The organism is Chryseolinea soli, assembly GCF_003589925.1.
Taxonomy (GTDB): Bacteria; Bacteroidota; Bacteroidia; order Cytophagales; family Cyclobacteriaceae; genus Chryseolinea; species Chryseolinea soli.
Map to the genome: position 1 here is coordinate 7,779,601 of NZ_CP032382.1, position 24,019 is coordinate 7,803,619.

The 24,019-nt window shown below is 51.1% G+C and carries 18 protein-coding genes; 6 read left to right on the top strand and 12 right to left on the bottom strand.

Going from position 1 to position 24,019, the window contains the following annotated elements; all coding sequences use genetic code 11:
• Positions 1-40: 40 nt before the first annotated feature.
• Both D4L85_RS32430 and D4L85_RS32435 read left to right on the top strand, forming a co-directional pair.
• The gene (locus tag D4L85_RS32430; RefSeq protein WP_119758255.1) at positions 41-544 is read left to right on the top strand and encodes a hypothetical protein; all 504 of its coding nucleotides are present in this window, start codon (positions 41-43) and stop codon (positions 542-544) included.
• A gap of 45 nt (positions 545-589) precedes the next feature.
• Entirely contained in the window at positions 590-1,054 is a 465-nt protein-coding gene (locus tag D4L85_RS32435) for a hypothetical protein (protein ID WP_119758256.1), read from the top strand.
• Positions 1,055-1,111: 57 nt separating this feature from the next.
• Here D4L85_RS32435 and D4L85_RS32440 read toward each other — a convergent pair whose 3' ends face one another.
• Complete coding sequence (locus D4L85_RS32440; protein WP_418219847.1) at positions 1,112-4,837, bottom strand: ThuA domain-containing protein; 3,726 nt, start codon at positions 4,835-4,837, stop codon at positions 1,112-1,114.
• A 99-nt stretch (positions 4,838-4,936) separates the two neighbouring features.
• On the opposite strand from D4L85_RS32440, the gene D4L85_RS32445 reads away from it, so the two are divergent.
• Positions 4,937-5,299 carry a hypothetical protein gene (locus D4L85_RS32445; protein WP_119758257.1) on the top strand — a complete coding sequence of 121 codons (363 nt, stop codon included), beginning with the start codon at positions 4,937-4,939 and terminating at the stop codon, positions 5,297-5,299.
• Between the two features lie 7 nt (positions 5,300-5,306).
• Here D4L85_RS32445 and D4L85_RS32450 read toward each other — a convergent pair whose 3' ends face one another.
• From D4L85_RS32450 to D4L85_RS32460, 3 genes are all read right to left on the bottom strand, one after another.
• Positions 5,307-6,059, bottom strand: coding sequence for an NUDIX hydrolase (locus tag D4L85_RS32450; protein WP_119758258.1), 753 nt, complete (start codon positions 6,057-6,059; stop codon positions 5,307-5,309).
• Positions 6,060-6,681: 622 nt separating this feature from the next.
• The gene (locus tag D4L85_RS32455) at positions 6,682-8,211 is read right to left on the bottom strand and encodes an alpha-N-arabinofuranosidase (RefSeq protein WP_119758259.1); all 1,530 of its coding nucleotides are present in this window, start codon (positions 8,209-8,211) and stop codon (positions 6,682-6,684) included.
• A gap of 98 nt (positions 8,212-8,309) precedes the next feature.
• The gene (locus D4L85_RS32460; protein ID WP_119758260.1) at positions 8,310-9,209 is read right to left on the bottom strand and encodes a hydroxypyruvate isomerase family protein; all 900 of its coding nucleotides are present in this window, start codon (positions 9,207-9,209) and stop codon (positions 8,310-8,312) included.
• A gap of 471 nt (positions 9,210-9,680) precedes the next feature.
• On the opposite strand from D4L85_RS32460, the gene D4L85_RS32465 reads away from it, so the two are divergent.
• A complete protein-coding gene (locus tag D4L85_RS32465) occupies positions 9,681-10,100 on the top strand; it encodes an OsmC family protein (RefSeq protein WP_160144145.1) in 420 nt (139 codons plus the stop codon).
• 244 nt (positions 10,101-10,344) lie between these two features.
• Positions 10,345-11,685 carry an AGE family epimerase/isomerase gene (locus D4L85_RS32470; RefSeq protein WP_119758261.1) on the top strand — a complete coding sequence of 447 codons (1,341 nt, stop codon included), beginning with the start codon at positions 10,345-10,347 and terminating at the stop codon, positions 11,683-11,685.
• Between the two features lie 426 nt (positions 11,686-12,111).
• On the opposite strand, the gene D4L85_RS32475 is transcribed toward D4L85_RS32470, so the two are convergent.
• From D4L85_RS32475 to D4L85_RS32485, 3 genes are all read right to left on the bottom strand, one after another.
• Positions 12,112-12,969 carry an alpha/beta hydrolase gene (locus D4L85_RS32475; RefSeq protein ID WP_119758262.1) on the bottom strand — a complete coding sequence of 286 codons (858 nt, stop codon included), beginning with the start codon at positions 12,967-12,969 and terminating at the stop codon, positions 12,112-12,114.
• 74 nt (positions 12,970-13,043) lie between these two features.
• Positions 13,044-14,366: a Gfo/Idh/MocA family protein gene (locus D4L85_RS32480; protein WP_119758263.1), complete on the bottom strand. Its 1,323-nt coding sequence runs from the start codon at positions 14,364-14,366 to the stop codon at positions 13,044-13,046.
• Between the two features lie 78 nt (positions 14,367-14,444).
• On the bottom strand, positions 14,445-15,101 hold the full coding sequence (locus D4L85_RS32485) for a GDSL-type esterase/lipase family protein (protein ID WP_119758264.1): 657 nt from the start codon (positions 15,099-15,101) through the stop codon (positions 14,445-14,447).
• A gap of 147 nt (positions 15,102-15,248) precedes the next feature.
• On the opposite strand from D4L85_RS32485, the gene D4L85_RS32490 reads away from it, so the two are divergent.
• Positions 15,249-16,175 carry a polysaccharide deacetylase family protein gene (locus tag D4L85_RS32490; protein ID WP_119758265.1) on the top strand — a complete coding sequence of 309 codons (927 nt, stop codon included), beginning with the start codon at positions 15,249-15,251 and terminating at the stop codon, positions 16,173-16,175.
• A 24-nt stretch (positions 16,176-16,199) separates the two neighbouring features.
• On the opposite strand, the gene D4L85_RS32495 is transcribed toward D4L85_RS32490, so the two are convergent.
• The 5 genes from D4L85_RS32495 to D4L85_RS32515 form a co-directional block, all read right to left on the bottom strand.
• On the bottom strand, positions 16,200-16,661 hold the full coding sequence (locus tag D4L85_RS32495) for a hypothetical protein (protein WP_119758266.1): 462 nt from the start codon (positions 16,659-16,661) through the stop codon (positions 16,200-16,202).
• Positions 16,662-16,790: 129 nt separating this feature from the next.
• The gene (locus D4L85_RS32500) at positions 16,791-18,008 is read right to left on the bottom strand and encodes a hypothetical protein (protein ID WP_160144146.1); all 1,218 of its coding nucleotides are present in this window, start codon (positions 18,006-18,008) and stop codon (positions 16,791-16,793) included.
• 58 nt (positions 18,009-18,066) lie between these two features.
• Positions 18,067-19,311: a glycoside hydrolase family 99 protein gene (locus tag D4L85_RS32505; RefSeq protein ID WP_119758268.1), complete on the bottom strand. Its 1,245-nt coding sequence runs from the start codon at positions 19,309-19,311 to the stop codon at positions 18,067-18,069.
• A gap of 11 nt (positions 19,312-19,322) precedes the next feature.
• On the bottom strand, positions 19,323-20,879 hold the full coding sequence (locus D4L85_RS32510) for a RagB/SusD family nutrient uptake outer membrane protein (protein ID WP_119758269.1): 1,557 nt from the start codon (positions 20,877-20,879) through the stop codon (positions 19,323-19,325).
• A gap of 6 nt (positions 20,880-20,885) precedes the next feature.
• Positions 20,886-23,999, bottom strand: a complete 3,114-nt coding sequence (locus tag D4L85_RS32515; RefSeq protein ID WP_160144147.1) for a SusC/RagA family TonB-linked outer membrane protein — start codon at positions 23,997-23,999, stop codon at positions 20,886-20,888.
• Positions 24,000-24,019: the final 20 nt, after the last annotated feature.

A 24,019-nucleotide genomic window follows, 5' to 3' on the forward strand; every position in this document is an offset into this window, starting at 1 on the left:
CCGTATAACACCCGGGACGAGCCTGATAAACAAAACAGCAATGGGATTTTTCAATAGAAAAAAGAAACAGGAGGAAGAAGAGCAACCAAAAAAATCTACTCCAGAGCAAAAGGAAACCCTGGATGAATTCGCTCAGCAAATGTCGGACGCGGCAGAAGCGTGTGCTGATCATTTTAAAGGAAGATATGGAGTGTTGGATTTTAGTGAGCGGAGCCTTCAAATTGTGGACACTATCCTGGAAGACGCTTCCGATTTCTACCCGGAAATGGAAGAAGCCCAACAGCAATGGATCGTATCGAGTGTCGGTTCTTACATCTTTGAGGTAGCCCGAAGAAATTTTGGCGGGAAATATTTTTGGTTTGATCAAAGAGCGCAGCCCATCCTGGTGACCGGTCAGCCCAGGTTTGAAATTTCCATTGTGGTCTTTGATAAGGTAGCCGGACGGTTGACCAACGGGAAAGAAGACAACATTCCCTACTTCTTCGAAGGATATGCGGAGCGGGTCCGCAAAGCAAAAGACGGAGATCGTGCGACGATCGTATAGCCGCCATACCCTAAACCTTAGTCTCCCAAGATTGATCGTCAGGCAATGATAAAGAAGATCACGTTTCCGCTACTGGGTTTGCTGGGTGGCTTCGGCGTGGGAATTTGGACTGAGTTTTGGATAAAGGGATTCATTCACGATCTCTTTACATTTTTTACCGATAATCACATCCGTTTTCATGGCAAGATATTCCGTTCGTTTTTTGAATGGCATTATCTGGCAATCTTTGCGCTCATCGGATTATTTTGTTATCACGCTTTTCGAGTATGTACATTGCCCGAGAAAATCAAATACGCTGGTCTGGCGGTTTCTATCTTTTTTCTGGCGCTGGCCCTCATCTGCTATGCCGATAGCTATGTAAAAATTATTGAATGCACGGCCTGCGATGATGGGGTACGGACACTTGAATATTCTGACATTCGATACGAACGGATTATCTTTACCAGTCTCGCATTATCTCTCCTGCCGATCGGGATCAAACGTATCCGTAGTCAGAGGGCGAATGATTAGAGCATGGTGGCTATACTTCACCATGGCTATTTCTCGCCATTTTGTAGTTGCCCGGCTCTACTCTTTACTACCCTGAAAGGAGAACCCCATGGCGTCCATTTTTAATTTATTGACTGCATTTTTTTCATCTCTGATGAAATTAATGGTAGCCTTACCATCGGCATCATAAGTATCGGCCATAACGGTTGGCTTCAGTTCCCCGATTTGCCCGCTGGCATCCATCATCACTTTGCCATCTTTAATGGTGATCACAATAAATTCAAATGGCAAGCCGGTCATCTTATATTTTCCTGCGTAGTCGTTCAGTTCGACCGTTGACGATTCCGTGCTCGCACGCTTCGTCTCGGAAGGGCTGTTCTCCGACTTGAAGGTCGTGTTCATCACCACCATGAGTGCGCCACCACCTTTCAACTCCGGATTGGTAAACACGAGGTACAGCGTATGGAACCCGGTGGTTTGTTCGAGATTTATTACGCTTGCGCTTGAACCAAAACCACCATCACCGATAAAGTCAGACTTACCAAATAGTTTCCCTTTCGGTGAATCGATATGCACTTCAATAAAACCACCCGCGGCGTTCAATTGTGCTTTTGGCGCTACCGCCGTAATCTCCATTTGCGTAACACCGGTCAAATCAATATTACTCAAGCCAACATAACTTCCCGACTTTGTGGGAATGACAAATTTATTACCGCCATAAGACATCTTGTTGACATCATTGCTCAAATCATAATTGGATGGATTGATTTTTGGACTGCGAAGGGTAAAGGTTTCTTCTGAGGATAGACTAGGTAGTCCGCTGGCACCACGATCCCTGTAAGCAGCACGAAAAATATATACGCCTTGTCCCTTATCGCCTGCTGGCAACTTCGCCGTATATACACCCTCGACCGGAAGCGATTTCGTTTTTGGTTTTGCTTCTGCCAGGCTCAGTATATATTTCACCATCTCCGCGGCATCTTCGGCAGAAAGCTGTGGATGTGCGGCCATAGGAACTTCACCCCAGACACCACTTCCGCCGGAAATCACTTTCTTTACAAGATTCTGTTGCGCCGCGGTTGCTCCTTTGTATTTCAATGAAACCTCACGATACGTTGGTCCAATAGATTTTTTGTCCACGCTATGGCAGGCCTTACAATCCGCTCCCTCAATCAACTTCATCCCCTTAACGACGTTCGCCGACGCATCCGCAGTCCGGTGCCCTTGCGCGATCTCGACTTTGTCGAATCCTTCCGCCAGGTAGTCAATGTTCACCACAACCTGGTCCGCCTTGATCTTACCATTGGCAATGCTTCCGTCCTCCTTGTCCTCAACCATGATTTTATAATGGTAGGTCCGATCAGGGAAATAGAATGATTTGTTTTCCTTCCCGATATCAAACTTCAAAACCGGAGGCTCGTTTCCTGCCGCTAATTCCAATGATTGCGTAGATACTCCGCCCTTGCCATCGATTACGGTTAATGTTGCTTTGTAAATGTCAGGTTTAGCCAGCGACAGTTTTGCAATGGGACCCGACAGTGTTTTATTATAGCCTGTCTTTGACGTGACCTTCCATGAGAAATTTAAGGAGTCGCCGTCCGCATCCTTTGTCCCTTCGGAACTGAGCGTTGTGGTAAATGGGATGGAGCCACCTAATTGATCAGCGGTTAACTTGATCTCAGGCTTTCTGTTTCCTCCATTGTATTCGATCTTCACCAGTCGCGCATCGTCATTGGCAGTGAACCAACCTGAACCATATTCGAGCATATAGAGATCTCCGTCAGCGGAAAATTCCATGTCCATGGGATTGCTGAACCGATAGCTGGGCATGAACCTTTCCATGGAAACATAGTTTCCCTCCTTGTCAAGCGTTACGGACATGATCCATCCTCGCATCCAGTCGTAGGTAAATAATTTCCCGTCGTAGTATTTCGGAAAGGATCGCTTGGCCAATTTGAAATGTTCGGAATAGAAAACCGGGCCGGCCATAGCATTCCGCCCACCTGTACCGACGAGTGGAAACTCCTGGGATTCTGCATACGGATACCAGATGAGCGCCTTTTGCGCGGGGGGAAGCTCACTGATCCCTGTGTTATTCGGAGATGTATTGATGGGTTTTGAAGGATCCCATTTTTCAAGGGACTTGTTCGCAGTGAAGTCGTATTTGTAATACGCTTTGTTATCTCCAACAAAATAGGGCCATCCGAAATTCCCAGCAGCTCTTGCCTGCCCTACTTCGTCCTGCCCTGCCGGACCTCGTGTAGCATCCGGATCATTGGCATCGGGGCCTACTTCACCCCAATAGACAAACCCGGTTTTCTGATCGATCGAAATCCGGAAAGGATTCCGATGTCCCATAGTATAGATCTCGGGTCTGGTTTTAGCCGTTCCTTTTGGAAAGAGATTCCCCTCAGGAATGGAATACGTCCCATCTGCCTTGGGTTTGATGCGAAGTATTTTCCCTCTCAGGTCATTACTATTGGAAGAAGATTTTTGCGCATCCCAGGGAGAGCGGTCGGGTCTTTCGTCACTTGGGCTATATCCGTTTGATCCATGTGGATTGGTATTATCCCCGGTTGATACGTAGAGATTACTTTCTTTATCAAATGCAATGGATCCCCCGGTATGACAACACTGCTCACGTTGCGTGGCGACGGCGAGTAACACTTTCTTTGAGTTTAAGTCCAGCACATCTCCAACAAGAGTATAGCGTGTCAAGATATTTTGTGATTTGACCGGATCAGAATAATAAAGATAGATCCAATGGTTCGTGGCAAAGTTGGGATCTTTACTTAAACCGAGCAGTCCGTCTTCCGACTCCGATACTTTGCCGTCACGGTCTTTATACTTTGTGCTGACGGGAATCGTAGCAATGGTCTTTAATTGTTTGGTTTGCGTATTATACAACCGCACCGCGCCATGACGCTCAATAAATAGTATCCTTCCGTTATTCAGCACACTCAACTCCATGGGTTCATTGAGCTTCTCTTTCAATATGACTTTCGAGAACCGGTTTTCCTCCGGTTTTGATTTTTCGTAATCTAACGTCAGCCCTTTTTCACCGATGGCGTACTGTAATCCCGCCCACAGGTGATCAAGAAACAAGGGTTCCGAAAACGTTTCATCCGTATGCCCCATGGCTGTATAGAATGACCGGCCTCCATCAAAATCATGATACCAGCTCATGGGATGATGATCACCATTCTTTCCACCTTTATAGGATTTTTCATCGATCCCGATCAATACTTTAATAGATGGATCGATTTGTTTGAAGCTGTAGAACTCATCCGTCCGTTCAAATTCATCCGGCATGCCCTTCGTTGCCCAATGATCTTTTTCCACCACATAAAATTTTCCCTTTTGCACGTTTTCGGGATTGGGGTGATCGAGAAAAAAAGCACCGGCTAAGCGACCGTACCAGTTCCACTCATATTCACAGTCCGTGGCCGCATGAATCCCCACATAACCACCGCCTGCCTGAATGTATCTTTCAAATTCAGTTTGCTGTTCAGGGTTCAACACGTCACCGGTGGTATTGAGCCAGACCACGGCGTTATATCGCTTTAGATTATTGGCAACAAACTGATGCGCGTCTTCCGTAAAGTCCACGTCAAACCCTTTTTCATCCGCCATTTTTTTTATCGCCACCTTCCCCGCCTCAATGGATGTGTGCCTGAATCCATCGGTTTTACTGAATACCAGGACTCTTGGCTTATCTTCCATTCTATCGCGAAATGAAAGCAGCAGTGCCATCATCGCCACCAGGGCCATGGGCAACAAGGATCGAAATCGGGTTATTTTCATGATGTTTAAAATTTCTTATCCGAAGACTTTGAAATACAAGTATAGCCTAATTATATTTATTGCGCAAATTGACGCAATACAAAACGTAAAAATTACACTATGAAAAACCCAGCGCTATTACTTTTCCTGTTGTTCGCCATCAACAGCCACATTGTTTATTCCCAGGACAAGCCTGATTATTTTCTAGGAAAATGGGATGTCCTTGTTCAGGGATTACCTCAAGGGGATGCAAAATTCACCATTACGTTTGAAGAGGCGGATGGGAAATGGTCTGGCAAAATGACGGATAAAGAAGCAAAAGAGACCCCCTTCACCTCAGTTGAGCTCGGTGAGAATTCAATCCGGGCAAACTTTACCGCTCAGGGATTTGATGTATTTATTAAGCTTGCGAAGGCAGAGAATGATACCCTAACGGGAACCATGATGGACATGTTCAATGCCTCCGGTACGCGGATTAAATAAAGGGGGGCTAAATAGCCCATACAATCCCCTCTTTCAACGCTCTGTCATAGTTCTTCTTATCGAATGAATACAGTTTGGGGGATCGGTGCTGACCGATCTTCCTCACTTCCTTCGTATCCTTAATCAATCCCAGGCTGACGAGCTTCCGGGGAAAATTCCTTCGGTCCAGTTTCCGCTTCAGGAGCGTCTCATACAGAAACAGGATCTCTGGCAACGTGAATTTCTTCTCCAGCAGTGTATAGCCTATCGGCTTGTGATATAGGTTAATGCGAAGATGATGCAGGGCCGTTTTAATGGTATCATTATGATCAAACAATAAAGGAGGAAGCCCCTCTACGTCATGCCATTCATAGCGATCAATTAAAATATCCGGCTCGAGCGTGACCTTTGAAAACTCTACCAGCGCATAATATCCTACCGAAATGGTTCGTCCGGACAGCCAGCTTTTTGCGATCGAAGGATGTATGGCGTTATTGTTCACACGATAAGGCGTATCGCCGAAAACATGAAACTGCTCAAGGTAAACATCATCCAACCCTGTTTTCTCTTTTAGGATCCGGAGGGCAGCCTGACTAATGGGTTCATTCTTCTTTATAAATCCACCCGGAAGTCCCAATCCGTTTAACCCTTTCCAGCTCCCCAGCAATATCTTTAACTGTCGCTCGTGGTACCCGAAAATGACACAATCAATCGTGATGTTTGACAGGTATTCTTTATCTCCCTGTTTTAAAAAGCGCAGCAGTTCTTTTTCTGTTTTCATTTTTACCAGTCAGCTTTTAAGCCATCGCAAAATCATTGGGTCACTCAAATTAATAAACTCAACGCGTTATCCAATGCGCAAATATGCCCAATTTATTGCGTTATAAACGCCAGAATAGTGTAATGCGGAAATTAACGAGTGGGACTTGGTGATGGGAACGCCGCTTCTTTGTTTATGCGTTTCTAAAAAGCTTCCCACACCTTCAGCACTTTTAGCCGAGCTAACCGAGGTTACGCGCCATGAACGCTCGCATTCCATATGACAATGTGCGGGTGGCGCAATTCTTTAGATGGTTGCCTATACCCCAGGCTAAAGCCTGGGGTTATTCAGCTTCGTTATCGGAAGTGCTCTTTACTCATGTGAACTTGCCCTTTAGATCCTTGCTGCGGAGCTTCATTGGCAATGGATTGTTGCCGCAAATCGGAGACCGGTATTGCTCTAAACGAAATAACCCCAGGCTTTAGCCTGGGGTTATTGAATTCCGCGAACATCAGCGTGTCACAGGAACGCCAAATCGATCTTCGCATTTCTTGACACGCCAGCTCGTAATTTCATCGGGAGCTGAGTTTTCTTAACGCTAGCGGATAATGTTCAGTAGTGGGAACACTCCCCCCGGTATGTCCTATTTCGCAAGCGTAATCACCACCAGCGACTTCGAAGGGATCTTCAACCCCACCGACTCGCCACTCTTCTTCACTCCCGCAAAAGCAACCGGCTTCAACGCCGAAGGCTTTTCGAACGTGTTGTGATCCGTGAACTTTTCCGAAGTTAGGATTTGTGCAGTAGCCTTCAGGCTTTGTGTTCCCGGAACATCCACCTGAAGATCGATCGCGTTTGTCGGGTCGATGTTTACGATGGTGAGGTGGATGTTGCCGTCCTTGTCACGGGAGGCGGAGGCGTTCAGGGCCGGTAGTTTTTCGGTACCGAAGACGTAGTCTTTAGTGTTGACCGCCAGCGGGATCAAGGCAGCATCCTGGTGTACCTGGTAAAGATCGAAGACGTGATACGTCGGAGTGAGCAGCATCTTTTCCTTGTCGGTGAGGATCAGGGCTTGCAGCACGTTCACGGTCTGGGCCAGGTTGGCCATGCGGACGCGGTCGCTGTGGTTGTTGAAGATGTTCAGGGTGGAGGCGGCGATGAGGGCGTCGCGTAAGCTGTTTTGCTGGAAGAGGAAGCCGGGGTTTGTGCCGGGTTCAACGTCCGTCCAGATGCCCCATTCGTCTACCGCCAGGGCTACACGTTTTTCGGGGTCGTAGCGGTCCATCACGGTGGAGTGCTTCGTCACCAGTTCGTCCATGCGCAGGCAGGCTTTCATGGCGGAGAAGTATTCGTTTTCACCAAAGGTTGTGGCTGAGCCCTTCTTGTCCCAACCGCCAGCGAGGGTGTAGTAGTGTAGCGAGACACCCCACATCATGTTGAGGGGAACGTTCTTCATGAGGGTTTCCGTCCAATGGTAGTCGAAGGAGTTGGCACCGCCGGCGATCTTCATCAGTTTGGCGTCGCCGTAGTTGCGGGCATAGGTGGCGTAGCGGCGATATTGGTCGGCATAGAATTCGGCAGTCATGTTGCCGCCGCAGCCCCAGTTCTCGTTGCCCACACCCCAGAACTGCACCTTCCATGGTTTTTCGTGGCCGTTTTGTTTACGCAGTTCCGCCATGGGACTCACGCCGTCGAAGTTGAGGTATTCCACCCACTTGGACATTTCTTCCACGGTGCCGCTGCCGAGGTTGCCGCAGATGTAGGGCTCGGTGCCCAGCATCTCGCAAAGGTCGAGGAATTCGTGGGTACCGAAGCTGTTGTCTTCAGTCACGCCACCCCAGTGGGTGTTGACCATCTTCGGCCGGTTGGCGCGCAGACCGATGCCATCGTTCCAGTGGTATTCATCGGCGAAACATCCGCCGGGCCAGCGCAGGTTTGGGATGTGGATCTTTTTCAGCGCATCCACGATGTCGGTACGGATACGGCGTGTGTTGGGGATAGTTGAATTTTCGTCCACAAAATATCCTCCATAAATACAATGTCCCAGGTGTTCTGAAAAATGACCGTAGATGTGGCGGCTGATGGTGTATTTGCTAAACTCCGGACTCGCGACGATCCGGTTTTCTTTCGCGCCTTGGGCGGCTGCGGTGAGGCCACAGCAAACCAATGCCATGAACGCGAGGGTGCGTAGAGTGCTCATAGAGGAAAAGTTGTTTTTTAAATAGTGATTACAATGATAATATGACGAAGTATACCCCTGGCGTTGCGTACTTACGCCACGTCGCAGATTTGCACCCCTTGACGCAAGGACGCGATCTTGTCTTCACGCTTGGGGATGAATTCCTGCGCCACATACCCTTTGAAGCCGGTTTCCAAAATGGCTTTCATAATGGCGGGATAGTTCAGCTCCTGTGTGTCGTCGATCTCGTTGCGTCCGGGAACGCCGCCGGTGTGGTAGTGGGCGATATACTTTTGATATTTTTTGATGGTGGCGATCACGTCGCCTTCCATGATCTGCATGTGATAGATGTCGTAGAGCAACTTGAAGCGATCGGAACCCACTTTATCGCAGAGGGCCACGCCCCACGGGGTGTGATCGCACTGGTAGTCGGGGTGGTTCACTTTGCTGTTGAGCAGTTCCATGACCATGGTCACTTTATATTTTTCGGCAATGGGCATGAGGCGTTGCAAGCCGATGGCGCAGTTCTCGATTCCTTTTTCGTCGTCAAGGCCATTGCGGTTGCCCGAGAAGCAGATGATCTGGGTGAGGCCTGCCGCGGCGGCTTTGGGAATGACCTCCGAATAGCTCTTCACAAGTTCGTCGTGTAAGGCGGGGTTGTTAAAGCCCTCAGCGATGCCTTTGCCGGCGCCCCACGGTAGGGCTGAGGTAAGACCGTATTTTTTCAGGACGGGCCATTCTTCCGGGCCGGTCAGTTCGATGGATGTGAGGCCGATGCTGTTGGCGGCTTTGCACAGGTCTTCGAGCGGAATATCGTTGTAGCACCAGCGGCAAACGGAGTGGTTCACTTTGCCTTTCAGGTTGCTGTCCAGTACGGCTTCGGCGGCCGACAAGCGGTGGGCCAGGGAAGCACCGGCTACGGCCATGGCGGTCGTGCCTGCCATCTTCTTCAAGGCACTGCGGCGGGAATAATTTTCTGCGTTGTTTTTCATAATGCTCTCTGGTCTGGTTCGATCTCTTTCTTATAAGTCGTATGGGTCGGCCTATCCCCTAACCACGCTTGAAAATAGGCCTTTCCGATTAGGTGTCAATTTTACACTATATTATAAAAAAATCCCTGGAAAACGATTGCAACCGTCAAAAAAAGCTTTGTGAACCGCTTTCCGGCACCGCATTACCCTTCTGATCGCCAGCGATTTGCCATCCTGCAACGCGTAAATGATATTTTGCGAAAATGTCGCAGACGACCGTATACCACCGGCCCTCGCGACACGCCGGTCGTGGATAACCCCTCCTGCTTGAACAAGGACGAATCTCGCGCGTCACATTTCTCCTGTGTTATTTTTCTCCCGTCAAATTTTCAGGCGAACTGAATTTGCTATCTTCGCCGACATTGAAACAGGCCGGTTATTATTCGCCGGTAAATATTCATCGCTCAACAAAACAAATAACCCCATACCGCTATGATCAAAAGAAGAGCAAACGCCGTCTGGAACGGCTCCGGCAAAGACGGCAAAGGAACGGTCAGCACGCAGAGCACCGTATTGAATAAGACACAGTACTCCTTCAACTCGCGCTTCGCCGAGGGCGTTGGTACCAACCCCGAAGAACTTCTCGCCGCTGCACACGCCGGATGTTTCACCATGAAACTCAGCTTTGTGCTCAACGAAGCCGGCTTCACCGCCGACGAACTGTCTACCGACTGCGTGATCACCCTCGATCCCAACACGGGCACCATCCCCACAGCGCAACTGACGTTGAAAGCGAAAGTACCCGGCATCAGCAAAGAGAAGTTCGACGCCGCCGTGCAAGACGCCAAAGCAAACTGCCCCGTGTCCAAACTTTTCAAAGCCGACATTACCATCGAGGCAACCTTGTTATAGACCGATTTTGCTTACGCCGAAAGGCCTCTGAAACCGTTCCGCGAAAACGCGACGTTTCAGAGGCCTTTGTCTTTTTTGATGGCGCTCCATTCATCACCGGACCGTTACAGCTTCAGCCCGCTTTCGCTCCATCAATCTGTCCCGACGTTCCGCTCGTGGAGTAATGGTCCGCCGAACGGTATGCCGGTCTCCCACAATACCGGAAAGTCGTGTATATTCACTTCCCCTAACCCGGAACTGACGCATGAAACCTATCATCGGAATTCTAGCCATCCTGTTGCTGGTGCGCTGTGGCACGCCAAAGCCATCGGACGACCGTGAAGCCATCGCCGCCGCCATGGAAAAATCACTGCGCACCGAAACGTTGGACAAATGGTATCCCCTGGCCGTCGACACTTCCTACGGCGGCTTTCTCAGCACCTTCACCTTCGACTTCAAACCCACCGGCGACCAGGACAAAATGATCGTGACCCAGGCGCGCCATGTGTGGACCAATTCAAAAGCCTCCGAGCGCTACCCGGATGTGAAACAATACAAAGAAAATGCGCGACACGGCTTTTTATTTTTGCACGATGTGATGTGGGATAAAACGTACGGCGGCTTTCATACACTGGTGGACCGCGCCGGTGCTGTGAAGTCAGGTCCTAACGAGGAGAAAACGGCGTATGGAAATGCTTTTGGTCTCTACGCCTTATCGGCCTATTATCATGCCTCGCGCGATACAGCGGCACTGGCATTAGCAAAGAAGTCGTTCGCCTGGCTGGAAGCCCATAGCCACGACCCCGCACGCAAGGGATATTATCAACACATGAAACGCGACGGCACCGTCATTCAACGCGATGCCTCCGTGCCCTCTACCGCCGAAACAGGTTATAAAGATCAAAACAGCTCCATTCACTTGTTGGAAGCGCTGACGGAACTATACTCCGTATGGCCCGACGCCCTGGTGCACGAACGCCTGCAGGAAATGCTCTACCTCATCCGCGACACCATCGTACAACCCAAGGGCTATCTCCAACTCTTCTTTCTCCCCGACTGGACCCCGGTGACCTTCCGCGACTCATCCGAAGCCAGCGTGCTCAAACACCACAACCTGGACCACGTTTCGGCGGGCCACGACATTGAGACCGCCTACCTCATGCTGGAAGCCTCCCACATTGCGGGCAACCAAAACGACACCACCACCTTGCGCATTGCCAAAAAGATGGTGGACCACGCCCTGCAAAACTGCTGGGATCCCAATGGCGGCTTCTACGACGAGGCCTACTACTTCAAAGACAAACCCGGCATCACCGTCACCCGCGACACCAAAAACTGGTGGGCCCAGGCCGAAGGCATGAACACCCTCCTGCTCATGGCCGATCTCTTTCCCGACGATGAACATCAGTATTACGAGAAATTCAAAACGCAGTGGAAATACAATGATACCTATCTCATCGACCACGAATACGGCGATTGGTATGAGGCTGGACTAGATAAGGAGCCCGATAGAAAGAAAGGATTGAAAGGGCATATTTGGAAAGCGACGTATCATCATTACCGGTCGATGGCGAATTGTATGGATCGGTTGCGGGGGAAGAGGTAGGAGTCAGGAGTCAGGAGCCAGGAGTCAGTAGCCAGTAGCCAGGAGTCAGTAGCCAGTAGCCAGTAGCCAGTAGTCAGTAGCTAGTAGCCAGTAGTCGGTACTTGACATTCGCGCTCACCGCCCGTCGCCCTTGTTGGTGTTCTTCACCAACAAGAATTCCTTCCACTCATCGCTCCCGAAGCAAACAATGCTTTTCCAATCATTCCGAAAATGAAGGAAGCAACAAGGGCGACGAGCTAAATATTAACCTCACCGCCCTTGTTGGTGTTCACCAACAAGAATTCTTCCACTCATCCCTCCCGAAGCAAACAATGCTTTTCCAATCATCCAAAAATGAAGGAAGCAACAAGGGGCAACGAGCTAAATATTAACCTCGCCCCTACTGACTACTAGCGCTACTGATTACCAGCTAGCTGGCTCCTTATCTCAATACTGATGAAACGAATCCGATACAAACGAAAGGACTGTCGGTAATGCTGCTCTCCAGTACGTCCACGTATGTCCGCCATCATGGATGCGGAACTCGTGGGGGATTTCTTTTTTGCGCATGGCGATGTGCACTAACGAGTTGCCTTCAAATAAAAAGTCATCATCGCCAATATCGATATACCAACGGACGGCTTTCTTCTGATCGTCGGGCATGGCTTTGATCAACTCCAATACACTTTGTCGCTTGTAGTACGCTTCGATCTCGGCGGCCGTACCGTTTAGATTATTCCGCTGCTCCAGATAAGCTTTCGTATCCTCCAGCGTCAACGGACCGGTTGCTGCGCTCAGTGGGCAGGCCGCCGCAAAAAGCTCCGGGTGGTGTAAGGCGTAGGTGAACGATCCCCCTCCTCCCATCGACAAACCCGCTACCGCGCGATAGTGTTTGTCTTTTTTGATCCGATAGGTCTTCTCGACATACGGCATCAATTCCTGGAAAAAGAAATCCTCATAACGCCACTCATTTTTCACGTCGTTGGCATAGCCACGCTGGCCGGTGTTGGCGTCGGGCATGACAATGATCATGGGCGTGGCCTTGCCTTCTGCGATGGCTTTGTCGGTGATGTTCTGTACTTCACCGAATTGAACCCATCCCGTTTGGTCGTCGCCGCCGCCGTGCAGGAGATACAGCACGGGGTAGCTGCGTTGGGATGATTCATAATCGGGGGGAAGGTAGATGGCAAACTTGCGATCGCCCTTCAGGATCTTGCTGGGGAACGAAAGGTTATCAAACACTTTGCCGGACTGTGCCAGGAGCAGGGTCGGTAGCAGTGCCAACAGGTAAAGGAGTTTTTTCATAGGGATCTGGTTTATGGAACGGAATATGCGCAACCGCTTTGGGTCCTACAACGCCAAAGGTTATGAGCGGCATATCACAACGTCATTTCCCAGCCCTTTTGATATTCCCGCTTCCAGAGTTGCAACGCCTTCGGATTGTCCTTGATGTGTCCGTTGGATGGGTCGCAATACAACGTCCCGCCCGTACGATAGGCGATGTTGCCCAATTGTGGCAGCAATGTCGATTTATGACCTTCGGAAATCGGTGCGTTCAGCTTCGTCTTGCCCCGCACGCTTTCAACAAAGTTTAGCAAGTGCATGCCATCCAGTCGCTCGCCCATACCCATGGTGTTGACCATGTCTGCCTGTTGCAGATCCGTCTTCACTTCTTTGACAAGTTTGTTTTCGGGGTCAAAGATCTTGTAGTCATCTCCACCGGGAATGACCATCGTTCCTTTTTCGCCATAGAAGATCACGCCGCGGCCTACGCCTTCTACGGGGAAGTTGTTGCAGCTGCGTCCCTCCCAGGTCATCGCCGTGTTGTTGGCAAATTCGAACGTGATGGTTTGTGTATCCGGTGTCTCCCAATCGTCTTTATACGCAAAGCGGCCACCGCCCGACACCACCTTCGTGGGATAGTCCACGCCCAGGCCCCAGCGCATCACGTCGATCTCGTGTGTGCCGTTGTTCAATGCCTCGCCGGTGCCCCAGTTCCAGAACCAATGCCAGTTGTAGTGCACGAGATTATCCTTGTAGGGTTTGCGTGGTGCGGGGCCTTGCCAGAGTTCAAAATCCAACGTAGTGGGTACGGGTACGACCTTTCCTACGCCGATCGGCTTTCTTCCGTTGGCATACCATCCTTTGGCAAAATATACGCGGCCGATCGCGCCATCGTGCAGGGCCTGCATGGCTTCCATCACCTTGGGAAACGAACGGCGCTGGCTGCCCATTTGCACGAGCTTGTTATATTTTGCCGCCCCAGCCACCAGCATCTCACCTTCGGCTGGGTTGTGTGCGCAGGGTTTTTCTACATATACGTTCTTCCCGGCCTTCAGGGCCAGCATCGCCGCAGGGGCATGCCAATGGTCAGGCGCTGCAATGACGACGGCGTCCACATCCTTTATTTCTAAAAGCTTGCGGAGGTCTTTTATGCCCTGGGGCTTTTTGCCGGAGATCTTTTCGATCTCGGCTTGGGTTTTGGCGATCACGTTGTCGTCTACGTCGCAGATGTAGGCTACGTCCACGTTGGGTAGTTTGGCCAGCATGGAGGATAGGGCCAGGCCGCGGCTGTTGGTGCCGATCATGCCGATCACCACTTTTTCGGCGGGCGATCCTTGAAAACTAAAGACACTGGGGGCGATAAAAATGCCGGCCCCCGCGAGGGTGGTTTGTTTGAGGAATTGTCGGCGGTTGGTCATGGTGAGATGCGTTTAAAATTTAATGTTGACTCGCACAAATCTTGTTGGTGAAGAACACCAACAAAGACGGGTGGAATTTTATCCTTTCAGTAAATAGGGGCCGAGTATCTTTTGCCAGATCGCATAGCCCTTGCTGTTCATGTGCAGCATGTCCTCCCGGAACAATTCTTTCATGGGAAGACCATCCTTGCCCAGCATCGCATCGTATACATTGACAAAGGATGCGTGTTTGTCCTTCTTTAGGTATTGACGTATCAATTTGTTCGCCTCCACTACAACGGGTTGAAATTTTTGCCGGCTCGGGCTGGGTTTTATGGAGACGAAGACGACAGACACATCGCCCAGCGTGGTGCGAATGTCGGTAAACAATTGTTGGAAACGCTTCAGCACCATCGGGGCCGTCACGGTGTCGGAAGCCGCGATATCATTTTCGCCGCAATAGATCACGATCTGTTTGGGTTGATAGGGAAAGATGATGTCTTTTTCATAGCGGATCACATCCGGCAGCGACGAACCGCCAAACCCCCGGTTCAGGATGGTGCGGCCCGGAAAATAGGTTTGTACATCTTGCCAAATGGTGAACGACGAACTTCCCACAAACAGGATCGGACGCGCCGGCGGAGCGCTCAGGCTGTCTTGTTTCTTAAAGTTGACGATATCGTCGTGGAAAGGCTGCGCATAAATAAAGCTCGTCAGGAGTAGTACATGGGCCAGCAGGGCTACGATTTTTTTCATGGGCGAAGAATAGGGGTTTATCCGTAATGAAGGTAGTGCATTCGCTACAGGTTTGCGAAAAAATTATGCAGACGGTTCCTCGTCCTTCTTCAAAAACCGGATTAAGCCTTACTTTTACCTTTACACAGATTCATTTAAATACCCCTCATGAAACTATACGTTCTGCTTTGCTTCCTGTTCCTCTCCACGGCTTGCGTTGCGCAAAAAGAAGTCGCCTTCACGCTGGACGATGTTCCGAACGCGGGCCTTTACAAACAAGACGGTTTCCGTTCGCGGCTGCTTGAAAAGATCGATGCGCTCGCGCTGCCGGTAGCCATCTTCAGCAATGAAGCCAACCTGTACAATACCGCGTTTGCGGCCGAGAATTTCAAAGGCCTGGAGAAATGGATCCTGGATAAAAATATCACGGCGGGCAATCACTCGTTCAACCACATCGGATACACCGCGTCAGGGGCTGCGGCGTTCGAAGAAAGTGTGTTGAAGGGCGAGGTCATCACCGCCAATGTTTTGAAGCGCCAAGGGAAGACCTTGAAGTATTTCCGTTTCCCGTTCAACGACATGGGACCCGACAGCGCCGCGCACCACCACATGCGCGCTTTCCTGGAAAACAAAGGCTACACGCTGACACCCTTCACCATCGAAAATTCTGACTGGGCCTACAGCGCCCTATACGAAGATGCTTTACAACACAACGACAAGGCGAAAGCCCAACAGATCGGCTCAACCTATGTCAGCACCACGCTGGCGCTGTTCGACTATTTTGAAACGCTTTGTCAGCAAAGGTTCGGGCGCCCCATCAAACACATCTACCTCTGCCACGACAACGCCCTCAACACCGACTACCTGCAGGCCTTGGTGGATGGCCTGCGCAAAAAAGGCTACACCTTCATCACCCTGGACAAAGCCCTCCAGGACGACGTGTATAAACAACCCGAATACTATTTTGGAAGCGCCGGTTTCAGCTGGATCTATCGCTGGGAGGCCGACCCCGAAAAACGCAAAGCCCTGCTCCGGGCTGAACCGGAAAATGAGGAAATGGTCAAAGCCTACGAGGCGTTGCAAAAGAAAAAATGAGCGCACTACGCGTCGCCCGAAGGATCAACCCGCATTCGCCACCATACGCGTCAGCTGCTCGATGCGGCCTGCGCCGGCAATGGAATAGTTGGTGAACACCGGGTTGTTGGTATACCACAAGACCGCTTCGTCCTGAATGTTGGCACGGCTGACCACCTTGGTGGGGCCGAGGATAATTTCCGACTTGCCCTTCACGGCAATGCAAACCGCTTCCTTACATTCGAGCTTGCTGAAATCCAGCACACAGTTGCCCTTCACATAATCGATCACGAGCCTGCGACAGGAACCGTGAAACGTGATGCACCCATCGCCCACCACCTGGAAGGTGACGGAGCTGCGGACGCAATAGATCATACCGCTCAGGTCAAACGATCCCTTCGCGATGAATTCAACATCGCCGAAATTGCCGATCAGCAACGAGTCGTTTTTGTGAACACCTTCGAATTGTATTCTTCTTGCAGGTAGTGGTTGTTGTTTTATGCGCATACATGCGGAGTTAAAAAAAGTTATTCTCAAGTTTATCCGGCAACATTTGAAGCCGGGACGCTCCCCTTTAGAGCATCCCGCTTCAAAGCGAATAAGCGGTTAACCTTATTCTGTTTCACACTTTCACGATCACTTCGTAACAATCGTAACCGTGTTGGTGTTGGTCTTTCCGTCTACCGAAAGCGTAATGTCATACTTGCCTTCGGTGGCGACATAAAAGTTGTGGTAGTCCTTGCCGGCGGCCGTGGCATCTTTCACTTTGCCATCGGTGATGGCAGAACCATTCGTCGTGGCCATACTAAAGTCGACCAGGTAAGAGCCCTCCCATTTTCCATTTTCCAGGAACACGAATTCGCGATCGCCGATGAGGCTTACGTCCGTCCATTTCCAGGTGTAGATGGTGCCGGACTTGGTTGGAGTCTTCAGGTCAAAGCCGTTGTCCCAGTTCGCTTCGACATCGCCAACTTTGTAGGCGTTTCCAAACAGACCCATTTTTGTAGCGCTGAAATCGGTGAGCTTGCTTTCCGACCAGGTGTCGGTGGCGGCCGTGTATTTCAGTTTCACCAGGATATTGCCACCGGCGTGGTTGGGTATATTGGAAAGGAAAAAGCCCAGGTCGTTCTTGCCCGAGGCCCAGGCAGCCGCATAGTCTTCCACCCCCAGGCTCGACATGACGGTGGTCACGCCGTCTTCATTGTAGGCGTGCCAGCCATCGTTGAAGCGATAGCGATAGCCGGCCGCGGCCTTCAGCTTGACCGTGCTTTCGAATACAGAAGAGTCTTTGGATACGGACTTCTGAGCCAGGTTGGTCGCCGTAGTCCAGTCGCCCGGTGTGGCGTCGCCAATCATGTTGGCTTTCACACGCATGATCACAAAATTCTTATTGTTGATGTCAACATAGGCATAATACAATCCTTCATCACCCACCGCGATCTCGGCAGCATCGGCCACCAATGTTCCGTGGATCACCATGTCGTTGATGGGCACATTTTCGATGTCTGTTCCCAGCTCTTTCTTGCCGCCGTTTTCAGCGCCATAGATCGTGCCCACGCCGCCTACCACCTGTGCAACTTTGATCTTCGCACCGGCGCCGATATACATGAATTTTCCGAATACGCCGTCCTCTGACTCCACGCCGGGAGCTTTGCCGGGATCAAGTTGCGCTACGTTCATGCGGGCCGCGGGCTCAACCGCCGAGGCAGCAACGGTATTGGTACCATAAATATAGACGCCATCCAACTTAGGGATCAGCTCTTCCGGCTCGGCGTCGTCTTTGCTACACGACACGATGATGAGCGGGAGGGCCAGCGTCAACATCAGTAAAAGTTTTAAGGATAATTTTTTCATAGGTGTTCAGTTTTAGTTTTGATCGTTAAGGTTCAAATCGTAGGTGCGGATAATGTTTTTATTCCAGCGAATCCAACAGCGCCCGCGCCTGATCTACTTCCAGGTTCACGAGGTGTTGAAAAGTCTGCTTCAGCGTGGCCAGCGCGGGTTTGTTGCCCTTGTATTTTATTTTTTTCAGATAGTAGGAATACACCAGCTCCAACTCGGCTTTTGTATACGACACGCCTGTGAAAGCCTGAAGGATCTCCAAGCATTTGAATTGATCCTCCACCGTGGGCTCGAGGATGGTGCCTTCGCCAAAGTCATTCCAGGTCACCAGCTGCAAATATTTCAGGTCATATTCCGTCGCTTTGTTCAAAGTGTTCTGAAGTGTTTGCCCGTTGTTGAAATCGACGTAACCATAGCTGGTGCCTGTGCCACCCTCCGAATAGAAATCGTGGAAGCGCGGATATGCCGAACCGAGTTTCAATTTTCCTCCCGATGCTTTTCCGTAGAAAGCCGTGAGCTGACTCAGCGATGTATTGAAGTCCACCCACGAAAATTCTCCGCCACCCGTCGAACCGGTCAGGGATGCATGATCCCACAAGGGCAGAAACACAGGCGCTTGTGTGCCTTTAAAGATTTCCGTCCACTGACTGGCTGTTTTAAAATAGCGGGGCCCGAACGTGAGCAACAAGGGCTTTCCGTCGATGGCGATGTGGTTTTTCCTTGGATAGTAGTTTTCGTTCAGATATTTCATGTCGGCTTGCGCCGCCTGCACCGCGGTGAGATCTGTTTTGGCTTCCACGTTCTGCGCGGTATAATCTTCATACACCACCCCAAACTGGAGGCCCACACTGTCGAGCTCCGCCACCACGGCATTCGTAGCGATGGCATTCACCTTGTAGTCATAGACACTGTGCGTGCCATACCAGTCGATCAGCAACCCGTCGACGCCCGCATATTTCATCAGCAGCAAATGATAGTCGATCACATCTTTGTCTCGCGAGTCATACGGGCCGATGAGCGGGTAGTAGTGCGACGCGATCTGTCGTTGGCCACCGGCTTCGATGATATCGGGGTTCTTGTTGGCCATCGTCCAGTGTGAGCCCCAATAGCCGGCAAAGGGCTTGCTTTGAAACCAGGGCATGTAGTGCATATACACTTTCATGTCGTTAGTTTTTTGTACCGATGGTGGTCCCGTCACTTCTTTTTCCGGTTCCGGATCGGACGAGCTGCAGGAGAACAGCATGGCCATCACCAGACTCATCGTTAGCATCACGTGGCGCAGGGGATATCTATATTTCAGTGTACTTCCAGTCATGATCGATATCGTCAATAGCCCGTGCTGGGCACCATTTTTGTATTGTTGTCCACCTCCTGCAGCGGTATGGGGTAGTAGTAGTCTTTGGCGTTGTACACGATCACGCCTTGGGTCTTATTCAGCGTGTTGTACTTGTTTACTTCCTGCTCCACGATCTTCCAGCGCACGATGTCGTACCAGCGATGGCCTTCGCCAAAAAGCTCGCGAAAGCGCTCCTCGCGTATGGAATCCTGGAGTTGCGTCCCTCCTAACCCAACGTAGTCCACACTCGGCTCCGAGGCATCGGGCGAGAAACCATAGGCACGGCGGCGCACTTTGTTCATGTATTCAGAAGCCTGGGCATCGTCTCCAAGTTTGTTCATCACCTCGGCGTACATGAGGTACACATCGGCGAGACGCATCAGGAGATAGTTGGTGCCGCTGTTCCGGTTGGTGGTGAGCACACAATAATCCTTGGGCACATATTTCCGGAAGCTGTGACCCGTGTAATTGAATTGGCTTATTCCCGCCGGGGTCATGGCGCCGGTCTCGTCAGCAGCAAGATCGTCGGGGGCATAGGTGCAGATCTTCAGGCGTGGGTCGTTGTGAAATCTGAAGATGTTCACACCATGCGGCGTGCAGTTGCTCCAGCCTCTGCCGGGAGGGGCCAGCACCAGCGCAATGCCGGAACCCAGGCCGTTCTCCCAAATATTTTGCTGCATATCGACGGTATAGTTCAGCTCGAACAGCGACTCCCGGCCAAATTCATTTTTGCCTTGAAACAAATCGTCGTAGCGTTCAAAGGGCACCAGCGCATATTTGTTGCTGGCAAACACCTGGTCGAAGTATTGTTTTGACTTTTCATAGTTCTCCATGTAGAGATACACCTGACCGAGGTAGCCCTCCACGGCAAACTTGGTGACGCGTGCAATGTTGTTGGCATCCCAACCCTCGGGCACCAGCGACTCTGCGGTTTCAAAATCCTTGATGATCTGCGTATATACTTTTCCCACGCTGGCCCGCGGGATCATCAATTCGTCCCGGGTCTTTGCCACCTTCAGGATCAACGGCACAGCAAGACGCGTACTGTCTACCGCATAAGACTCCTCACCCCAAAGGCGCACCATGTGGAAGTAGGCCAGCCCCCGGAGAAAATGTGCCTGGCCGACGATCCGCTTCAACTGTGCGAGTTGGTCTGGGGTGGCCTTGCCGCTGGTTTCATAGGCCGGGGCATTCCCGATGATATCGTTCGCGCGGGCCACAATGCGGAAGAATCCCCGCCACGCGATGTACACATTGCCGTCGATCGAGGTTACTTCGTTCCGGTTTTGTGCATTCCAATAATCGGACTCGTGTGGCAACGCCAGCAAGGTTTGCACATAGAAGGTTTGACCGAAAAGATCCAGGTTCTTCACCGCATCGTAGGTGGCATTGAGCGACAGGTCGAAGTTCTCGATCTTCGTATAAAAGTTGTCGGCGGTGAGTTCGTTCTGATTGGTTAGCTCCAGAAAATTATCCGAGCAGCCCGTTGCCATGGCGGCAAGACCGGCTAAAAAGAAAAAGTATACAATGACTTTCCTGCGTTTCATATCGTCTTAAAATTGGAGTTCAAAACCACCGGTAAACGTGCGCACCTGCGGGTAGTATCCGAAGTCAACACCACGGCTCAGGTTGGAGCCGGCAATTTCCGGATCGAGGCCCGAGTACTTGGTGAAGGTGAGCACGTTGTTGCCATTCACATAAAAGCGGAGCTTCTTCATGTGCCACTTCTCCAGCAGCCGCTGCGGCACATTGAAACCGATCTGGATGTTTCTCAACTTCAGGTATGATCCATTCTCCACGAAATAGCTGGAAGGTTTGCCCCAGTTCTGGTTCGGGTCGCTGGCAATGTTGCGCGGGTTGTTGGTGTGATGATCCGGGGTCCATGCTTCGAAGATGTCGGTGGTGGTGTTGTCGTCGCCAAAGAAGTTGCGCGTGTAGGCTTTGCTGGCGTTGAAGATGTCTACGCCCTGCACACCCTGAAACTGAAGGGCTACATCAACGATGCGGTTGTAGGTCACGCCGATGTTCAGCGCATAGGTCATCTTCGGCCAGGGATTTCCAATGAACGTGCGATCGTGCTCTGCGGTGACTTCACCATCCGGTCCCCCGTCCGGACCGCTCAGGTCTCGATACATAAAATCGCCGGCGCCAGTGCCCGCTTCCTGGTAGGTACCATCGGCTGCCCAGGAGTTCACGGCGTAGACATCGTTGGCAGAATTCAAGATCTGTTGCACCTGGTAGCCATAGAAACTCGACACAGGTTTGCCGGCTTGCGTGCGTGTCATCCCCCCGATCTGACCGCCGCCGCTACCGCTGATGAGCGCGCCGTTGCGATCGTCCGACAATTTTGTCAGCACGTTCTTCATGAACGAGGTATTGCCGGTCACATTGATATCAAACTTTTTAATGCTGGTGTTATATCCTAGATCAATGTCGAAGCCGGTATTGCGCATGGTCCCCACGTTGACCTCAGGGCTCACCGGATCGAAATTATGCACCGCGATACCTGACGAAGACGGTATTGGCACCTGGTACAACATGTCTTTGGTATCCTTGATGTAATAATCTACACTGATCGAAAACTTATTCTCAAAGGCTTTCAGATCCAGCGCCACGTCGTGCATGACCACCCGTTCCCAGGTCACATCGGCGTTGGTAAAGCGGCTGATAAAGAAGCCGGGGACTTTGTTGCTTCCGTTCAGATCGAATGCATAAGTAGAGAACTGCGACGTGTAGGTGGGCAGGTAAATAAAATCCCGGCTGTTGTTGGACCCGATCGATCCGCTGTTGGCACGCAGCTTTAGGTTGGTGATGTAGGGCACATTCTGAAAGAAACGCTCCTGCGAAATTCGCCAACCCGCCGACACCGATGGGAAGGTTCCCCAAATGTTCTTCATCGCAAAATTCGGCGCCGAGGCATCGTGGCGTATATTTGCCTCGAGCAAATACTTCTCATCATAACTATAGTTGAACCTCCCAAACTGCGAGACGAGCCGCGACTGATTCACGTTGGCTTTGTCTGTCGTGGCGATAGCGCCTGTCGCCAGGTTGATGCTGGAGGCCATGTCCACCGGGAAGCGGTTGCCGATCACGTTGAAGTGCCGTGAATCGTACTTCATGGCCTCATAGCCGCCCATGATCTTGAAGCTGTGTTTTTTTATCGACCGCGCATAGGTGGCCACTAGGTTACCGGTGATGGTCTGGTCGTTTCCTGAACTATAGATTAGCGCCGCGATCGGGTTGGAGAACGATCCGTAGTTAAAGGCTTCATCAAATTTCTGCCCTAAATAATTGTAATAGTTATAACCTACCGTGCCCCGGACCGTCAATCCGTTTAACGGATTTGCTTCCAGGTACACGTTTCCGTCTACACGGCTATACGTGCGCGTCTCGTGTTGTTGATACTGGGTTGCCACCGGATTAGGGCCTTGAAAATAAACGGGACCTTTTCCCCATCCCCCAAATTCATTGGTCGCATCATAGATCGGCATGATGGGAATAGAGCGATAGGGAACGCCTCCTGTAACGTTCTCGTTGTTGTTACCGATGGGATTCTCGATCACGCGCGAAAGCAGCACGCTTTCTCCCATCTTCAACCACTTGGTCAGCTTCATGTCGGAATTCAACCGCATACTATAGCGCTTGTAGTTGTTGTCGATGAGAATGCCATCTTCGGTGTCATGTCCGAACGACAGGAAGAAATTACTTTTGTCATCCCCCTTCGACACCGAAAGGTCATAGGTCTTCACCACCCCGCTGCCGCCATAAAACGCCTTGACCCAATCGGTGTCGTCCTGGTAGTTGTCCCAGGCCGGTTCCGGATTCTGGCCCGCATTGAGGCGGCTCTCCTTTTTGTATCTCACAAAATCCGCGCTGTTGAGTAAGGTCGGAAGGTGAATGGGGCTGCGCTTGCCCAGGGAAGTTTTGAAGTTCACCTGGAGACTGCCCTTACCGCGCTTGGTCGTTACCAGGATGACGCCGTGTGCTGCGCGAATCCCATAGATCGCTGAGGCAGCGGCATCTTTTAATATCTCAATGGATTCCACATCGTCCACATCAAACTGGTTGCCCGGGCTCATGCGAATGCCATCGACGATCCACAACGGCTCTGTATTCCCAATAGAACCCACACCGCGAATGTGAATGGTGGGGGCCGCTCCTGGAGCTCCCCCGTCGCGTGTCACGTTCACGCCGGCGGCCATGCCTTGCAACGCCTGGTCCAGGCGCAGAACGGATTTGTTTTCCATGTTATCGACGTTCACCGACGAGATCGCGCCGGTAACATTCGAACGCTTCTGCTCGCCATACCCCACAACGATCACCTCATCCAAAGCCCGCACATCCTCCGCCATCGCGATGTTGACGACCGTCTGTGTGCCCAGCGGAACTTCTTGCGTTACGTATCCAATGGAACTAAACACCAGCACGGCTTCCGTATTCACGGTGAGGGTGAAGCGGCCGTCGGCGTCGCTTAGCGTGCCGGTAGTGGTTCCTTTTTCATAGACACTCACTCCGGGAATGGGCTCTTTGTTTGGTGCCGTCACCCGGCCGGATAGGGTCCGCTTTCCTTCCGCATCCTGCGATTGCGCCGGAAGGATGATGAGTGACAACACCAGCGTCATAAAAAGCACGGCTGCGTCGCGTATACTTTGTAAAGGTCTTTTCATAGGCTCGTCGTTTTTTATGG

Excerpts from the sequence above, each read along its gene's own strand:
- D4L85_RS32430 (WP_119758255.1), top strand. The coding sequence starts at position 41 with ATGGGATTTTTCAATAGAAAAAAGAAACAGGAGGAAGAAGAGCAACCA.
- D4L85_RS32435 (WP_119758256.1), top strand. The coding sequence starts at position 590 with ATGATAAAGAAGATCACGTTTCCGCTACTGGGTTTGCTGGGTGGCTTC.
- D4L85_RS32440 (WP_418219847.1), bottom strand. The coding sequence starts at position 4,837 with ATGAAAATAACCCGATTTCGATCCTTGTTGCCCATGGCCCTGGTGGCG.
- D4L85_RS32445 (WP_119758257.1), top strand. The coding sequence starts at position 4,937 with ATGAAAAACCCAGCGCTATTACTTTTCCTGTTGTTCGCCATCAACAGC.
- D4L85_RS32450 (WP_119758258.1), bottom strand. The coding sequence starts at position 6,059 with ATGAAAACAGAAAAAGAACTGCTGCGCTTTTTAAAACAGGGAGATAAA.
- D4L85_RS32455 (WP_119758259.1), bottom strand. The coding sequence starts at position 8,211 with ATGGCATTGGTTTGCTGTGGCCTCACCGCAGCCGCCCAAGGCGCGAAA.
- D4L85_RS32460 (WP_119758260.1), bottom strand. The coding sequence starts at position 9,209 with ATGAAAAACAACGCAGAAAATTATTCCCGCCGCAGTGCCTTGAAGAAG.
- D4L85_RS32465 (WP_160144145.1), top strand. The coding sequence starts at position 9,681 with ATGATCAAAAGAAGAGCAAACGCCGTCTGGAACGGCTCCGGCAAAGAC.
- D4L85_RS32470 (WP_119758261.1), top strand. The coding sequence starts at position 10,345 with ATGAAACCTATCATCGGAATTCTAGCCATCCTGTTGCTGGTGCGCTGT.
- D4L85_RS32475 (WP_119758262.1), bottom strand. The coding sequence starts at position 12,969 with ATGAAAAAACTCCTTTACCTGTTGGCACTGCTACCGACCCTGCTCCTG.
- D4L85_RS32480 (WP_119758263.1), bottom strand. The coding sequence starts at position 14,366 with ATGACCAACCGCCGACAATTCCTCAAACAAACCACCCTCGCGGGGGCC.
- D4L85_RS32485 (WP_119758264.1), bottom strand. The coding sequence starts at position 15,101 with ATGAAAAAAATCGTAGCCCTGCTGGCCCATGTACTACTCCTGACGAGC.
- D4L85_RS32490 (WP_119758265.1), top strand. The coding sequence starts at position 15,249 with ATGAAACTATACGTTCTGCTTTGCTTCCTGTTCCTCTCCACGGCTTGC.
- D4L85_RS32495 (WP_119758266.1), bottom strand. The coding sequence starts at position 16,661 with ATGCGCATAAAACAACAACCACTACCTGCAAGAAGAATACAATTCGAA.
- D4L85_RS32500 (WP_160144146.1), bottom strand. The coding sequence starts at position 18,008 with ATGAAAAAATTATCCTTAAAACTTTTACTGATGTTGACGCTGGCCCTC.
- D4L85_RS32505 (WP_119758268.1), bottom strand. The coding sequence starts at position 19,311 with ATGACTGGAAGTACACTGAAATATAGATATCCCCTGCGCCACGTGATG.
- D4L85_RS32510 (WP_119758269.1), bottom strand. The coding sequence starts at position 20,879 with ATGAAACGCAGGAAAGTCATTGTATACTTTTTCTTTTTAGCCGGTCTT.
- D4L85_RS32515 (WP_160144147.1), bottom strand. The coding sequence starts at position 23,999 with ATGAAAAGACCTTTACAAAGTATACGCGACGCAGCCGTGCTTTTTATG.